Origin of the sequence: Rhodococcus sp. WS1 (genome assembly GCF_003797745.1) — a bacterium.
Lineage (GTDB): Bacteria > Actinomycetota > Actinomycetes > Mycobacteriales > Mycobacteriaceae > Rhodococcus_F > Rhodococcus_F erythropolis.
On sequence record NZ_RKLZ01000001.1, the window covers coordinates 1,553,350 to 1,568,416 of the forward strand.

The following is a 15,067-nucleotide window of genomic DNA, read 5'->3' on the forward strand; positions in this document are numbered from 1 at the left end:
GTCATCCTCCTAGATAACTGGTAGAAAGTTCGTTTTCGATGTCGTGTGGATCGCCGGTCTTCACGACGCGTCCCTGCAACATGAGTGCGGCCGAGGTCGCGATGGGCAGCACCGCTCGTGCGAACTGCTCGGCGACGAGAATGGAAATGCCTTCGGCTGCAAGCGAGCCGACGACGTCGTACATCTGCGAGACGATTCGAGGTGCGAGACCCATCGACAGCTCGTCGAGCAGGAGCACCGTCGGGTGAGTGCCGAGCGCCCGTGACAGCGCCAGCATCTGCTGCTCGCCGCCGGACATCGATCCGGCCAACTGCCCGCGCCGCTCCCCCAGGATCGGGAACCTGCTGTACGCAACCTCTTCGAGTTCGGCCAACCCGACGCCCGTTCCGGTGGCGATCCACAGATTTTCGCGCACGGTCAGGTTTGCGAAGATCCCGCGCCCCTCGGGGATGGAGCAGACGCCCAGCCTCGCCAACTCCGAAGGCTCGACGCCGTTCACGACCTGGCCCGCGAGCCGGAACTCGCCGCGGGTGACCGGCAGGACGCCTGAGCAGATCTTGAGCGTCGACGTCTTGCCGCCGCCGTTGGGTCCGAGCAGCGCCACCACTGCGCCCGGTTCGAGTACCAGATCCACCCCGTGCAGAACCTCGATGGATCCGTAACCGGCACGGACACCAGACAGTTCGAGCAACGGTTCGGAGCGGTCGGGGCTCCGTATGCCCTCGTCGATTTTCGCCTCGCCAATTTTCGCTGAAGTCATACCGCCTCCTCCTCGGTCCCGATGTAGGCCGCGATCACTTCCGGATCCGTCCGGATCTTCTCCGGATCGCCCGATGCGAGGACTGCGCCGTAGTCGAGCACGTGAATGGTCGAGCACACCTTCATCACCAGCGGAATGTCGTGCTCCACCAGACAGATTCCGAGTCCACCCGCCGCCAGCTCGGTGAGCATCTCGGCAAAGACCTCGGTTTCCTGCTCGGTCTGGCCCGAGGCCGGTTCGTCGAGCAGCAGCACTCGCGGGTCGGTCATGAGGGCTCGTGCAACTTCGACGACGCGGGCGCGTCCGGTGGGGATGTCCGCGACGTCCTTGTCCGCGACATCCGTCAGCCCGGTCAGCTCCAGCAGACGATCCGTCTCGCTGTCCACGTCGATCTTGTTGCGGCCGTTCGCCTTGTGGATGTCTCCCGCGACACGCAGGTTGTCACGCACCGACAGCGAGACGAACAGTTCGAGCCGCTGGAAGGTACGCGCAAGCCCGCGACCTGCCCGCTTGTGCGGCGGCAGCTTCGTCACGTCGACGCCGCCGAGGAACACCTGACCGGACGTGGGTTTCTGCAGCCCGGTGATGGTGTTGAAGAGCGTCGTCTTGCCCGCACCATTCGGTCCGATCAGTCCCGTCACGGTTCCGGGTTGCACGGTGAGCGAAACGTCCTTGACCGCGACGTGCCCACCGAAACGAACGCTCACACCGCGTGTTTCGAGAAGAGGTGCATCAGACATGGGCGGTCAACTCCTTCGGCGAGCCGCCCTGGTACTGAGGAATCCCCAGTTCGCGGTCGATCTCGTCACGGATCTCGGGGCTGTACGGGACGTCGATCCCGACGTCTTCGGGAACGACTGTCGCCTTGGCTGCCAATTCTTCCGGAGTGAGAACCGCACGGGGCATGACCATCTCGCCGATCACGGGCAGCATGAACACCACCGCGATCGTGATGGATGCGAACCACCAGTTGCCGAGTACGCCGGTCAGAGCAAGGACGTAGGTCAGCAGAACGACTGCGGCGCCGCCGATCAGAACCGGCCTGGCATCGGAGAGTCGACGGTATCCCTCGATCACGCTGTGCACGGTGCCACTGGGGTTCGCGCCGACACCGATGCCGATCAGGGCCGGGCTGACGGCCGCGATGTTGCCCAGCAGCAGCCACATTCCCTCCAACTCCGGTTGCGCCGAAGCCAGATTGGCGAACGAGACCATGATGACGGCAAAGCCGATTCCGGCCATGAGCCCACCGAACAGCGCGCCGGTGACGTATCCGATGCCCGCGACGACGGTCAGCATGAGCAGCGAGAGGCTGACCATGATGGCAAAGCTCTCGCCCGAGACCGAACCCATCGCGCTCGACATCAGAATGCCGCCGAGACCGGCGATCCCCGAAGAGATCATGAAGACGCTCAGCTTGAGCCGAACCAGGCTCTGGCCGAGCATGGCCGAACCGGCCGGGCTGTCCTTCATCGCAGCGAGACGGCGCCCGTAGCCGCTGTTACGCAACGCGATGACGCCGACGCCGAGTACCGAGAACAGGGCGGTCACGGTCATCAGGAACACCGTCTCGTTGCTCAGATCGAGCGGGCCGATCTTCAGCGGCGGGAGGGCGATGTTGCCGTCTTTGAACAGCGAATACTTCATGCCGAACATCTCGTGTTCGGTGGTGTCGCGAAGGACCATGTTGGAGAGGAACACTCCGAAGGCCATGGTCGCAAGCGCGAGATACAGCCCTCGAAGTCGCAGCGCCGGCAGGGCGACGAGGCCACCGATCACTGCGGTGACGAGGACTCCGACGACGATGCCCCACAGGTTGAGGTGCGCAGCCAACCCGGAACCTGAGATCCCGAAGTGGAAGGCCACGATGGTCGCGATAGCGCCGAAAGATACCGGCGCCAAGTTCAATTCACCCGCGTAGCCGGTGAGGAGTGTGAGCGAGAGCGCGATGATCGCGAAAGTCATTCCGATGGTCAGTGTCGTGACCGCCGACGTCACCATCAGCAGACGGATCAGGTACACGATGACGATCAGTGCTACGCCCCAGACGACGGCCTTGCGCACGCTCGGAACGTGGTACCGCTCACGAGTACGAGTGACCGCGCCGCGCAGGCGGTCCTGAGGTAGGACGATGAGTACGACGAACAGCGCGATCATCGGTAGGGAGACACGGAAATTCGACGTCCAACTCCAACTGGTCGGAAAGTACGCCAATACGTACGTACCGGCAAGCCCGAGAACCACGGCGCCGACGAACGTGCGTGGGATGCTGCGCAACCGACCGAACATGGCCGCGGCAAACGCGTCGATCACCAAGAGCGTCAACATGTTCGCCTCGAGTGTGCCGCCACTGATCGGGGTGATCAGGATGCCGGCCAGGACTGCGAGCGTCGAACCCATCGCCCAGGACAGTGCCGCGAGACGCTCCGGATTGTGGCCGTTGAGGCGCAGTAGTTCCGGATCGTCGACGACACCGCGCATCGCAACACCGGCACGGGTGCGCGTGAAAAGAATACGCAGGCCGACGGCGATCGCGATCGCGACGAGGATGCAGATCAGCTCGTGGTAGCGGATGCTCGCGCCGAACACCGTGATCTTGGACTGGTCACCGAAGAACATCTGCATCGTTCGGGCGGTCTCGGGATGCCAGAACCAGTGCGAGATCGAGAGCATTCCGAGCAGGATCGATACCGTCACAACGATTTTGGTGACCTCGGCGGTATCGCGTAGCCCCTTCATGATCAGGACGTAGAGGCCGAGACCCATCAGCGGACCGACCAGGACCAACGAGATCAGCAAGGCGACAACCGTGGGAAGTTCCCAGCCGTAGCGCAACTGCCAGTAGATGAACGCACCGAGCATTGCCTGTGCACCGTGCGCGAAGTTGAAGATGCCTGACGTGTTGTACGTGAGCACCAGCCCGGAGGCAGCGATCGCGTACACCGACCCCAGGACCAGGCCCAGGATCGTGAAAGTGACAAAAGTGTTCATGGCTGAACCCTCGTTAGGGACTCGGGCGGCGGTTGGCGCTCGCCGCCCGAGTCGGAAGAATCAGGACTGCGGCTTGATGACGTTGGCGTTCTGGTACTTCGTCGAAACGCGGTCAGCGCCGAGCTCGGTTCCCCAGGTGCTCTTGTCGGTCGCGACGAGGTACTTGGGGTCGCACTTGAATTCGCCCGCGGTGGACGGGAAGGCCTGCGAGTAGGTACTGCCCTTCAGCGAGGTCATGAGTCCGCAGGTGGCCGGCATGTTCTTGCCGGGATCGGTGACGGCATGCAATCCGCCGCCGTCCCACTCGTGAATGTTCGAGAGTTCGTCGACCATGCACTGACGCGTCAGATCGCTGCCGCACTCGTCCGCGGCGGCCGCCCACAGCAGGAACGACGACGCCGCCTGCATACCGAGAAGCGCAGTCTTGCCACCCTGCTCGGAAACCAGATCCACGTACTTCTTCACTGCGGGCACCTTGTCCGCGTTCTCGAGCATCTGGAAGGTCATGCCCGCGTTGAGGTTGTCGAGCAGTCCGGTGTCCTTGTTCCAATCGGAGACGGTCGCGCCGTACCAGGTGGCTTCACCGAAGAAGATGGGATCGATCCCGACCTGGTCGAGGGCCTTCACGAAGTTCAGCTCCGACGGGCTTGCCGATCGTGACGTCCAGATACCCTTCGCACCGCACTCCTTGTACTTCTCGGCAAACGGCACGTAGCTCGATTCGCCCTCGTAGTTGAGTGTGACGCCGCAATCCTTGAGCTTGAAGCCCGCTGCCTCGGCGATCGAACGAATCTTCGTGGTGGAGCTGATGATCGTGGGCATCGTGCTGTTGACGACGTCGAAGTCGTTCACCAGATCGGGATGCATCTCGGCCATCTGGAACCACTGCGAACCGTTCGCGTAGTCGACGGGGAACGGAACTCCCTGGAACGTCATGGGTCCGTTCGCGGCGTCCGGCGAGACGGTGAAGCCTGGCACTGACACCAGGTTGCACGCGACACGCGTCTGCTCCGCGGTCTGATCCATCGCGAAGCCGTAGCCGACCATCATGAACTGACTCGCGCACGCTTCCTGCATGACCGAGTTGGCCTGCGTCATCGCGGCGTCGTAGTCGGTACCGACGACCTTGCGGCCGTTGATACCGCCTTGATCGTTGCACCACGAGATGAGCGCGTTCACCGCATCGCTCATTTCCTTGTTCAGCCCGGGAGACTTCACGTACCCGCGGTCGTCACCGAACCCGATCTTGATCTCGGTGTCGCTGACGCCTTGATCGGTTGCGCCGGTGGCATCGCCTTCGCCACACGGCGAATCGAGGGTGCCGAACTTCGCGTCGGATGTGCTCGACGCAAGATCGGCGCTGACGCCTGATCCGCCGACAGCGACGGCGTAGGGATCGTCACCACGATTCGATGCGCAGGCTGATGCCAGAACGGCGGTCGCTGCGAGTGCCACGATCAGCTTCGTGGACTTGTTGGGCTTCACGGTCGGAGCTCTCCTTCTCACTGACAGACACCGAGATACAGAGGTGAAACCCCTGTTCCGGTGCGCTCGGTGCCCGTAGGTAATCAGCGTTTAAAACGGTCCGAATGTGCCTTCCCGGTGAGTGAGACCAAAAAGTGAGGTCCCACACAGGGTTCGGATTTCGTGGCGCTGAACACATCGCGAACGGCAGCGCCGCAGCCCACGCGCGGGGACGTACTCCACGGAGGCCCTGTTCGCATCCCGTTCGCTGTACTTTTACGCGTTCGATACGCACAATTCACGTTGTGACCGCAGAGCTCGTAATCCTCCTGGTGGTAGTTGTCACCGCCCTCGCGTTCGATTTCACGAATGGTTTTCACGACACGGGTAACGCAATGGCCACCTCCATCGCGACCGGTGCACTCAAGCCCAAAGTTGCGGTCACACTTTCCGCGATCCTGAACCTGGTCGGTGCGTTCCTGTCCGTCGAGGTCGCCGCGACGGTAGCCAAAGGTGTCGTCAACCTCGGCGCGGTCAGTGGGCAGGATCTGCTGCTGATCGTGTTCGCCGGTCTTGTCGGCGGAATCATCTGGAACCTGGCGACCTGGCTGCTCGGATTGCCGTCGAGCTCCTCGCACGCTCTGTTCGGCGGATTGATCGGCGCCGCGATCGCCTCCATCGGTATGGGCGGAGTCGAGTGGGGCGGAGTGCTGACCAAGGTCGTCGTCCCCGCAATCCTCGCGCCGGTCGTCGCTGCTCTGGTCGCGGGCGTCGGCACCAAGCTCGTGTACCGCATCACCGCATCCGTCAAGGAAGACGAGCGCGAGCGCGGTTTCCGTTTCGGCCAGATCGGCACCGCCTCCCTGATCTCACTTGCACACGGCACCAATGACGCCCAGAAGACGATGGGCGTCATCTTTTTGGCCCTGGTCGCTCACGGCACCATCACCGCCGAGACCGAGATGCCGTTCTGGGTGAAGTTCACCTGTGCCGTCGCGATCGCCCTCGGCACCTACCTCGGTGGTTGGCGCATCATCCGCACCCTGGGCAAGGGTCTTGTCGAGATTGCCGCGCCGCAGGGTCTGGCAGCCGAAGCGTCGTCCGCCGCCATCATCCTCACGTCGAGCCACCTCGGACTCCCCCTCTCGACCACCCACGTAGCCACCGGATCGATCCTCGGTACGGGTATCGGTCGCAAGGGCGCCGAGGTCCGTTGGGGTGTCGCCGGCCGGATGGCCGCAGCCTGGCTGATCACATTGCCGTCGGCTGCTGTCGTCGGAGCTATCTGCTGGGCTCTTGCACATCTGGTCGGCGGACTCGCCGGCGTGCTCGTCGTCTTCGCCGCGCTCATCGCCTTCGCGATCTTCATGTACATACGCTCGCGTAAGGAACCCGTGGACGCGGCGAACGTCACCGCCGAATGGGACGAGAATTCAGATGCGGCAATTGCCGACATCCCGGCAGCCGAACCCACTCCGTCCACCGAAGCCACCCGCAACTCCTGAAAGGGGCGCAAGAGAATGCATCTACTCACCGATACCCTCGATTCGCTCTGGCAGGTAGTGGCAGTAGGACTGCTCTTCGGAGCGGGACTGCCGGCGATCTTCGCATTCGGCCTCAAGTCGCTGAGCCTGCCGAATCCCGACGGCACCGAAGGACCGACCACCCTGGGTAAAATGGGTGCGTACCTCTGTTTTGCGATCGTGCTCGTCACGATCTTCGCCGGAATTCTGTTGTTGATGAAGAACTTCTTGGCCAGCACGTTCGGAATCCACGTCTTCTGAGTGGTCGTCGCGGCACACCACTGAAACCACCGAAACGAAAATGAGGCCGAGGATTTGAGCAAGTATTCATTGCGCAGCGTGCTCGACTGGCTACGCGCCGGGTACCCCGAGGGCATCCCGGACAAGGATCATTTCGCCCTGCTCGCGGTTCTCCGTCGACGTCTGACCGACGAGGAGATCGAGCAGGTCGTTTCGATGTCCATCGAGTCCGCGCACGAGGTACCGGACCGCCACGTCGACTACGACACGATTCGCGCCATCATCGAGGGGATCCTCAACGAGGAGCCGTCCGAGGACGACGTCGATCGTGTCACCGAAAGACTGCGCGCAGGTGGGTGGCCGGTTATCGAAGACGTGGACGCCGACAACGAAGTTCGAGATGTGAGCTGACGTCATGGCTCTTCCGCCCTTCCTCACGTCGATAGTCGGCTGGTTGCGGGCCGGCTATCCCAATGGCGTCCCCGAACAGGACTACATCCCGCTCTTCGCACTCCTCACTCGCAGACTCTCCGAGGCCGAGGTCGACGCCGTCGCCGACGCGTTGATCGAGGACGGCGATCTGCCCATCGAGAAGACCGACATCCAGGTCCTCATCACGAAGATCACCAACGAGATGCCTCTCGAAACCGATGTCGACCGCGTGCGAAGCCATCTGGCTGACGGCGGTTGGCCCCTTGCCGGGCCGGACATCCGGTGAACGTTCTTCGCACACTCGCGGTTCCGCAGGGCGAGGCGGCTTTCGAGGTATTACCTGCCGTCGCGCAGATCCTGGGCGGCGAGCACGACGCCGTGCTCCCCGTCCCGGCTGCCGACGCACGCGAGACGGCCCGACTGAGCGACGCTCTGCACCCCGATCAGCCCATCGACGACGGCGTCTCGCTGGTAGTCGCCACGTCGGGAACCACGGGAACGCCGAAGGGCGCGATGCTCGGTGCTGATGCCCTGCGGGCCAGCGGCGACGCGACCCACGAACGCCTCGGCGGCACAGGATCCTGGTTGCTCGTTCTCCCTCCGCACCACATCGCCGGCATGCAGGTTCTGCTCCGCAGTGTTCTCGCCGGAACGCAACCGGTGATCGTCGACGTCAGTGCGGGTTTCGACCCGGCAGCGCTTCCGGGCGCCGTCGCCGCGATGAGCGGACCGCGCCGCTACACCTCCTTGGTGCCGACGCAGTTGGTCAAGGCGCTCGGTGATCGCGCCGCGGTCGAGGCGCTGGCTTCACTCGACGCGGTTCTGCTCGGCGGCGCTGCGACTCCCGCGCCGGTACTCGCGCAGGCAACCGAAGCGGGCATCACCGTCGTCCGTACCTACGGGATGAGTGAAACCTCCGGCGGTTGCGTCTACGACGGAATCCCGTTGTCCGGAGCGCAGATTCGTATCGACGACGGGCGAGTGCTGCTGGGCGGACCGATGCTCGCGTCCGGGTACCGCGGGCTTCCCGACCACCCCGCTTTCGCCGAACCCGGTTGGTTCCGGACCGACGACGCCGGAGCAGTGGTCGACGGAGTCCTGCGCATCAGCGGCCGGTTGGACGAGGCAATCTCCACCGGCGGGCTGACCGTCGTACCGCAGGTGGTCGAGGCCGCGTTGGCCGATCACCCCGCCGTTCGCGAGTGCGCGGTGATCGGCGTCGAGGACCAGCGGCTGGGGCAGCGGGTGGTGGCCGTGGTCGTACCCGAGGGCGAAGCTCCGACGCTCGAGGAACTACGCGCACATGCTCAGCGGACACTCGACGTGACCGCGGCGCCGCGCGAGCTGTTCGTCGTGGACGCACTGCCGCTCCGGGGGCCGGGCAAGCTCGACCGCGCCGCTCTGGTGGCTCGGTTCAGCTAGCAGCCGCAGCCCGATTGTTCAGCCGCAGGCCTGATCAGCGCCGCGGCTGCACAATCAGCGCGCGGCTCCGCGGAGGCAAGCCCGCTCGAACCTTTCGCGGACACGTTCGAAGTCGCGAAGATCCGCCCATACCCACCGGAACACCTCGAACCCCGCGTCCCGGATCGCGTCCTCCCGCAGTTTCTCGCGCTCTACCGCCCTCCCCGGATTGTCGCCGCGATACTTGACCATCCCGTCGAACTCGCCCACCACACCGTGCTCTTTCCAGAAGAAATCGACTCTCCCGATGAACCGGCCACCGTGACGGATCTCGTGCTGCAGGGTCGGCATCGGCCAACCGTCGTCGCGCATGCGTACGCGGCTGATGGACTCCCCCGGACTCTCGGCACCTGGTTCGATGAACGTCGCCGCCACTCGAGCGCGACTCATTCCCAGCCGTCCGCGCGCATGATCGAGCGAAGCGTCGACGTTCTCACGCCTCATCCCACGTCGCAGGGCGCAATCACCGATCACCACGGCGGTCTCGAACGGCGTCGTCCGTGCGAGGTCGACGAACGTTCGCGCAAGCGACGTGGTTGCGACGCCGTCGATCAGCACGACCTCCTCGGCCGGGACCACTGCCGGATGAAGATGCAAGGTTTGACTCTTCCGCCCACCCGAGCACCGGTTACGCGTCATGTGCACGGTGCCCAATCGCAATCCGCCGCAATCCAATCCGTGCATGACCGCTGCCGAAGCGTGGCTCACGATTGCGCCTGGTCCACAGCTTTCGGTGGCTACCATGACAGCGCAGCGGTGGCGTGCTCTCGCATCGAGTTCGCGGAAGTGATCGGCGCGCATGTAGATCCCCGCTGCGATTCGGTGCAGCTCGCCGCGCCTGACCGCTCGCTGCAACTGCGCGTCGCTGGTGCCGTCGCGGTGAGCCTGTGCCCGCGTGAGAATCTCCATGCAGCGAGCGTGATGCCGCCGCGCCCGCACACCGACAAGCAAGATCCGTCTGGGGATTGTTTGCCGGTTGTGGAGCACCGACCTCGCGCGCTGTGCAAGTAACCGCAAGTTCCACGCAAGGTCCATGCAAGATCGATCTGCCAAGCTTCATCCCATGAACCACACAGCTTCGCCTCTTGCCATCGAGGCCGACGGACTCGTCAAGAAGTTCGGCGAGCACCGCGCGGTCGACGGCGTCAGCCTCACCGTCCCCACCGGCTCGGTGTTCGGCGTCCTCGGGCCGAACGGCGCCGGCAAGACCACCACTGTCCGCATGCTCGCCACCCTCCTTCGCCCCGACGGCGGTGAGGCGCGCATCTTCGGTCACGACGTCAGCCGTGAACCCACCGCGGTCCGCTCCCTGATCGGCGTCACCGGGCAGTACGCCTCCGTCGACGAGGATCTGACCGCGACCGAGAACCTCGTGATCTTCTCCCGGTTGCTCGGCCTGAGCCGCCGCGATGCGCGCACCAAGTCCCTCGAACTCCTCGAGGAGTTCGACCTGGTCGAGGCCGCGACCAAACCGCTGAAGAACTTCTCCGGTGGTATGCGTCGGCGCCTGGATCTGGCGGCCAGCCTGATCGCTCGCCCGCCGCTCCTGTTCCTCGACGAGCCCACCACCGGACTGGATCCGCGCACCCGCGCCCAGATGTGGGTGACCATCCGGCGACTCGTCGCCGAGGGCTCGACAGTGTTGCTCACCACGCAGTACCTCGACGAGGCCGATCAGTTGGCCGATCGCATCGCGGTGATCGACCGCGGTCGCGTGATCGCCAACGGCACCGCCGACGAACTCAAGGCTTCGGTCGGGATCTCCTCCCTCCAGCTCAAGTTGGTCGACCGTGACCGAACCGAGGAAGCTCGCTCGCTCATCGCGGCTGCGCTGAGCGTCGAGGTGGGTGTCACCCCCGAAGTCGGGCGGATCACCGCACCACTGAGCGACCCGTCGATCACTGCGGACCTGTTGATCCGTCTGCGTGAGCAAGGAATTGCCGTCGACGAGATCAACGTACAGAAACCCAGCCTGGACGAAGTGTTCCTGACCATTACCGGGCACCAGCCCGAAGACGGTGGACGCAACGACGCCCAGTCCGACAACGACTCCGATCGGAGCGTCGCATGACAACCACCCTCACAAAACCCCGGTCGCCGATAGCCCAGCCGGATGCCGCACCCCGCCGTATCAGCCTGCAGCAGAGCTTCGCGAACACGTTCACGATGGCGTACCGCGGAATTCTCAAGATCAAGCACAACCCGGAGCAACTGTTCGACGTCGTCATCCAGCCGATCATCTTCACGTTGATGTTCACGTACATCTTCGGCGGCGCGATCGCCGGTGACGTGACGGCATATCTGCCGACGATCATCCCCGGCATCCTCGTCCAGACCGTCATCACCGGTTCCATCGTCACGGGCACTCAGCTTCGTGAGGACATGGACAAGGGCGTGTTCGACCGCTTCAAATCCCTTCCCATCGCTCGTATCGCCCCGCTGTCCGGCGCATTGCTCGCCGACGTCGTGCGCTACGGCATCGCAACGACCATCACGTTCATCGTCGGTTTCGCGATGGGATACCGCCCCGCAGGCGGCGTGGTCGGCATTCTGTCCGCCGCGATCCTGGTCATGGTGTGCGCGTTCTCCATCAGCTGGATCTTCGCCCTCATGGGCGTGCTGATGAACAAAGCGTCTACGGTGCAGGGTGTTTCGATGCTCGTGCTGTTCCCGCTGACGTTCCTGTCGAATGCGTTCGTCGATCCTGCCACCATGCCGAGTTGGCTTCAGAAGTTCGTGAACGTCAATCCGGTCTCACACTTGGTGACCGCGGTTCGCGAGCTGGCCAACGACGGTCACTTCGGTATCCACGTCGTGTGGTCGTTGGTCGGCGCCGCGGTGATCGTTGCCGTCATGGCGCCCCTGACCGTGCGGATGTACATGCGCAAGACCTAAGTCCCGCAACATCGTCCAGACCTAATCCAGCACCGGTCCGCGAAGCGCAGCCAACACTGCTTCGCGGACCGCTCTGCGTGAGTAGCCCGACACCTTCTCGGTTTCAACAGACCACCTGTCGGCTCCGACCACACCAACCGCGAAGTCGGAGAGGCGCGCATGGTGGAGCGAGACGAAGTCCTGTCTCCCTGGCATTTTCAACGACAGAGCCATCAGTTCGACCCCTCGATCGATGTTGCCCGTGACAAGATCGAACGACCCGATCGCCGACGCCAAGGAACCCGCGAGCGGCAGGTCCGCATAACCCTTGGGATCGAACTTGAGAGCACTCGAATCCTTCATCTGCAGAACACGACTTGCCACGAGTTCATGTCGGCCGTGAACGACGTGAGCACACACGGCCGCAGCACCGAGCAGAACGACGAAGGGATCACCGAAGATGTTCTCGATCGCAGAGCCCAACAACTCCAGTGCTTCTCGATACCTGGCCAACCCTTCTTCGACTCGGCCGTCCGCGAGATCCGCCTCGGCGATGCTCGCCATCAGCGCCGCGCGCCGTTGATCGGTTTCGATGGCACCGGTCCCACCCGAGTGCGCCAAGGCCGGACGTGCCCGATCGAGAAGTGTTCGCCCGCCGGCGGTGTCACCGGATGCGATCATTGCTCCGGCTTGAAAGCAGATGAGCTGCATCGCCTCGTCACGTGCACCGAGGCGTTCCATCGACGCCGCCGCAATCGCGTAGAACTCGATGGCTTCGCCATATCGCGCGGATTGGCTGTGGACCGACCCGACATGCTGGGCCGCCATCGCAAGGCCCCACTCGTCACCGGCATTGGTCGCGTAGTCGAACAACGCTTCCCCGTCCAGCAAAGCGCCCCGCAGATCCCCGATGTTCTCGCGCATATTCGAACGCGCGGACAGCGCAGCCATTCGGGTCTCGGGGTCGGAACTGCGAACGCCTTCCGCAACCAAACGCGCAAGTCTGTGGTTGGCGATCCCACTCGTGGTCAGCTTGATCAGAAATGCGAACAACGGACCGAGATCATCGCGCTCACGCAACAGCTTTCGAAGACGAACCCGCGCGCGGGCATGGTTTCGATCGGTCTCCGCGAAAAACAGATGCATCGCCACCAGGATGAACGTCGCGCCCACCAATTCTGCATTTACATCGCGTAGATCGTTGTCCGCGGTCGCCCCGACGATCTTCGACGCCCAGTTCGAGACTTCCGAATTCGATCCTCGTACGGCCCACAGAATCGCGAGGACGGGAAAGACGTTGGCTACGGTCACCGCGTCGCCGCGCTCGACAGCCCAGCGAAGAACAGCCAGAAGGTTGTCGTGCTCGGCGTCGAGGTCGGCAATCAGACGCAACTGATCCGTGCGTGCACGCACGACGGCGTCCTCTGCGATCGCGATTGCCCAGACATCCAGGCGCCGGATCACTTCCGGCCCCTCTCCGGACGCGGCGAGCTGCTCCTCGCCGTATTCACGGACCGTCTCGAGCATGTAGTACCGAAGCTCACCCTGCCCGTCGCTGACGGAAAGAAGTGACTGATTGACCAGCGCTTCGACAGCGCCGGCCACATCGTTCAACTCTCCCCACCCGGCAACGGCCTGCGCCGAGGAAAGAGTGAAACCTGCCGGGAATCGGCACAATCGACGCAGCGCAATCTGATCCCCGCTGCCCAACAGATTCCAGCTCCAGTCGATCACCGCGTGCAGAGTGCGATGCCGATCCGGAGACGTCGGATCATCGGAGCGCAACAACGCGAACCGATCTCGCAGTCTCGAACCGATCTCGTCGACGCTCATCGTGCGGACCCGGGCAGCCGCGAGTTCGATCGCCAACGGGAGTCCGTCGAGCGTCGTACACAGCTTGACGACCGCGTCGACGTCCAGATGAACGGACGGCCGCACCGCACGTGCTCTCGCCGAGAAGAGTTCGACTGCCGAGCCGGTTCCGTCGTCGATCGCCAACGGCGGCAACGGGTACACCGCCTCGGCACTGATCATGAGCGGCGAACGACTGGTGGTCAGTACCGTCAGCTGACGACCGGCCGCGATCATCTCGGCCACGATCTCCGAACACGCGCCGATCACGTGCTCACAATTGTCGAGGATGAGCAACATCGGGCCGGCGGACAGCGCCTCTTTGAGTCGCTCTCGCGCCGAATGCGTCCGGCCGACGGTCAATTTGCCTGGCGCCAGATCGGATTCGCTGATTCCGAGGGTGCCGCCGATGGCCGCGATGACATCTTCGCTGCTGCGCAACGACGCCAACTCCACGAGTACCACCGCGACGCCAGGCTGGTTCACGGATCCGCGTAGGCCCAATTCGTGTGCGAGACGGGTTTTTCCGGCGCCACCAGGTCCGAGAATGGTGACCACACGTGAGCGAGCCAGCAAGGATTCGATCTGGTCGATGTCGCTGTCGCGACCGAGCAAGGTGTTGGGGGCAGCGCGTAGACCGATCGCCCGCGCAGCTCGCGGTGTTGCCGCAGGTGCCCCGAGAAGTTCCGTGTTCAGAGTCACCAGTGCGGGTGACGGATCAGCGCCCAGGCGATTGGCGAGGTGGTTGCGGAACTCCGCGAATACTTCGAGTGCCTCGTTGACTCGGCCGGCTCCGGCGAGCGCACGCATCAACGCTTCGGCCGCTGTGTCGTCGAACGGGCTCGACAGATGGCGTCCGCGCACCAGTGGAATGGCGGCCGCGTACTCCCCCAACGTGAGCAACGCGTCGATCTGCGCGGACTCCAGTTCGTCGTACACGCGGCCCGCGTCGAGCGCCAGACGATCTGCGACGTCGCCGACCACGTCGCTCCCGGGGGTACCGCGCCACAGGCGCAGCGCCGCGGTCGTGACGGCGAGTGCCTCGGACGCGTCAGCGCCGCCGGCGCGCAGACGACGGACGGCGTCCGCTGCCCGGGCCAGGTCGACACGCTCCCGAGCGAGAGTGAGCCGGTATCCGGCCGCCGTGACTTCGAGCGCCCCGTCCGGAAGTGCAGATCGCAGGCGCGAGACCTGAGTGTGGAGGGCGTTCATCGGTGAGCGCGGCGGCTCCAGCCCCCAGACGTCGTCGATCAGGCTCTGCGCGGTACGGGGCTCACCCGGATTGCGAGCCAGCGCAACCAGCAGAGTTCGAGCTCGCGGACCCGGCAACGGAACCAGACGATCGCCCACTTTGGTCGAAATGGGTCCGAGCAAGGCAATGTCTGCCGGGTCTTCGCCCGACTGCGCGTACCTGGCGCGCTCACTCACGTCTCGAGTCATGTGCTGATCCACCGCGTTCGATCGTATTGCA

The 15,067-nt window shown here is 64.0% G+C and carries 13 protein-coding genes; 7 read left to right on the forward strand and 6 right to left on the reverse strand.

Going from position 1 to position 15,067, the window contains the following annotated elements:
- Position 1 precedes the first annotated feature (1 nt).
- Genes EEB12_RS07050 through EEB12_RS07065 form a run of 4 tightly spaced genes read right to left on the reverse strand, consistent with a single transcriptional unit; the run spans position 2 to position 5,236 of the window.
- A complete protein-coding gene (locus EEB12_RS07050) occupies positions 2–760 on the reverse strand; it encodes an ABC transporter ATP-binding protein (protein ID WP_141487551.1) in 759 nt (252 codons plus the stop codon).
- Complete coding sequence (locus EEB12_RS07055; RefSeq protein WP_020968954.1) at positions 757–1,500, reverse strand: ABC transporter ATP-binding protein; 744 nt, start codon at positions 1,498–1,500, stop codon at positions 757–759. The genes EEB12_RS07050 and EEB12_RS07055 overlap by 4 nt, the downstream gene beginning before the upstream one ends.
- Positions 1,493–3,751 carry an ABC transporter permease gene (locus tag EEB12_RS07060; protein ID WP_141487552.1) on the reverse strand — a complete coding sequence of 753 codons (2,259 nt, stop codon included), beginning with the start codon at positions 3,749–3,751 and terminating at the stop codon, positions 1,493–1,495. Before EEB12_RS07060 ends, EEB12_RS07055 begins: the two co-directional genes overlap by 8 nt.
- A gap of 60 nt (positions 3,752–3,811) precedes the next feature.
- Positions 3,812–5,236: an ABC transporter substrate-binding protein gene (locus EEB12_RS07065; protein WP_020968953.1), complete on the reverse strand. Its 1,425-nt coding sequence runs from the start codon at positions 5,234–5,236 to the stop codon at positions 3,812–3,814.
- A gap of 284 nt (positions 5,237–5,520) precedes the next feature.
- Between EEB12_RS07065 and EEB12_RS07070 the strand changes: the two genes are divergently transcribed.
- The 5 genes from EEB12_RS07070 to menE are packed head-to-tail and all read left to right on the forward strand — an operon-like array spanning position 5,521 to position 8,832.
- Positions 5,521–6,720, forward strand: coding sequence for an inorganic phosphate transporter (locus tag EEB12_RS07070; protein ID WP_141487553.1), 1,200 nt, complete (start codon positions 5,521–5,523; stop codon positions 6,718–6,720).
- A 15-nt stretch (positions 6,721–6,735) separates the two neighbouring features.
- Complete coding sequence (locus EEB12_RS07075; protein ID WP_019744334.1) at positions 6,736–6,999, forward strand: membrane protein; 264 nt, start codon at positions 6,736–6,738, stop codon at positions 6,997–6,999.
- Between the two features lie 54 nt (positions 7,000–7,053).
- Positions 7,054–7,389 carry a DUF3349 domain-containing protein gene (locus tag EEB12_RS07080; protein WP_019744335.1) on the forward strand — a complete coding sequence of 112 codons (336 nt, stop codon included), beginning with the start codon at positions 7,054–7,056 and terminating at the stop codon, positions 7,387–7,389.
- Positions 7,390–7,393: 4 nt separating this feature from the next.
- Positions 7,394–7,696, forward strand: a complete 303-nt coding sequence (locus EEB12_RS07085; protein ID WP_019744336.1) for a DUF3349 domain-containing protein — start codon at positions 7,394–7,396, stop codon at positions 7,694–7,696.
- Entirely contained in the window at positions 7,693–8,832 is a 1,140-nt protein-coding gene (menE, locus tag EEB12_RS07090; RefSeq protein ID WP_141487554.1) for an o-succinylbenzoate--CoA ligase, read from the forward strand. Before EEB12_RS07085 ends, menE begins: the two co-directional genes overlap by 4 nt.
- Positions 8,833–8,886: 54 nt before the next feature.
- On the opposite strand, the gene EEB12_RS07095 is transcribed toward menE, so the two are convergent.
- Positions 8,887–9,780: a hypothetical protein gene (locus tag EEB12_RS07095; protein ID WP_220095786.1), complete on the reverse strand. Its 894-nt coding sequence runs from the start codon at positions 9,778–9,780 to the stop codon at positions 8,887–8,889.
- A 154-nt stretch (positions 9,781–9,934) separates the two neighbouring features.
- Here EEB12_RS07095 and EEB12_RS07100 point away from each other — a divergent pair, with 154 nt between their 5' ends.
- Positions 9,935–10,942 (forward strand): daunorubicin resistance protein DrrA family ABC transporter ATP-binding protein, encoded by a 1,008-nt coding sequence (locus EEB12_RS07100; protein WP_003941960.1) that lies wholly within the window; start codon positions 9,935–9,937, stop codon positions 10,940–10,942.
- A complete protein-coding gene (locus EEB12_RS07105) occupies positions 10,939–11,766 on the forward strand; it encodes an ABC transporter permease (protein ID WP_003941848.1) in 828 nt (275 codons plus the stop codon). Before EEB12_RS07100 ends, EEB12_RS07105 begins: the two co-directional genes overlap by 4 nt.
- A gap of 21 nt (positions 11,767–11,787) precedes the next feature.
- Here EEB12_RS07105 and EEB12_RS07110 read toward each other — a convergent pair whose 3' ends face one another.
- Positions 11,788–15,036 (reverse strand): BTAD domain-containing putative transcriptional regulator, encoded by a 3,249-nt coding sequence (locus EEB12_RS07110; RefSeq protein WP_141487555.1) that lies wholly within the window; start codon positions 15,034–15,036, stop codon positions 11,788–11,790.
- Positions 15,037–15,067: the final 31 nt, after the last annotated feature.

Coding starts and splice junctions, on each gene's coding strand:
- EEB12_RS07110 (WP_141487555.1), bottom strand. CDS start 15,036: ATGACTCGAGACGTGAGTGAGCGCGCCAGGTACGCGCAGTCGGGCGAA.
- EEB12_RS07055 (WP_020968954.1), bottom strand. CDS start 1,500: ATGTCTGATGCACCTCTTCTCGAAACACGCGGTGTGAGCGTTCGTTTC.
- EEB12_RS07095 (WP_220095786.1), bottom strand. CDS start 9,780: ATGGAGATTCTCACGCGGGCACAGGCTCACCGCGACGGCACCAGCGAC.
- EEB12_RS07050 (WP_141487551.1), bottom strand. CDS start 760: ATGACTTCAGCGAAAATTGGCGAGGCGAAAATCGACGAGGGCATACGG.
- EEB12_RS07105 (WP_003941848.1), top strand. CDS start 10,939: ATGACAACCACCCTCACAAAACCCCGGTCGCCGATAGCCCAGCCGGAT.
- EEB12_RS07085 (WP_019744336.1), top strand. CDS start 7,394: ATGGCTCTTCCGCCCTTCCTCACGTCGATAGTCGGCTGGTTGCGGGCC.
- EEB12_RS07075 (WP_019744334.1), top strand. CDS start 6,736: ATGCATCTACTCACCGATACCCTCGATTCGCTCTGGCAGGTAGTGGCA.
- EEB12_RS07060 (WP_141487552.1), bottom strand. CDS start 3,751: ATGAACACTTTTGTCACTTTCACGATCCTGGGCCTGGTCCTGGGGTCG.
- EEB12_RS07100 (WP_003941960.1), top strand. CDS start 9,935: ATGAACCACACAGCTTCGCCTCTTGCCATCGAGGCCGACGGACTCGTC.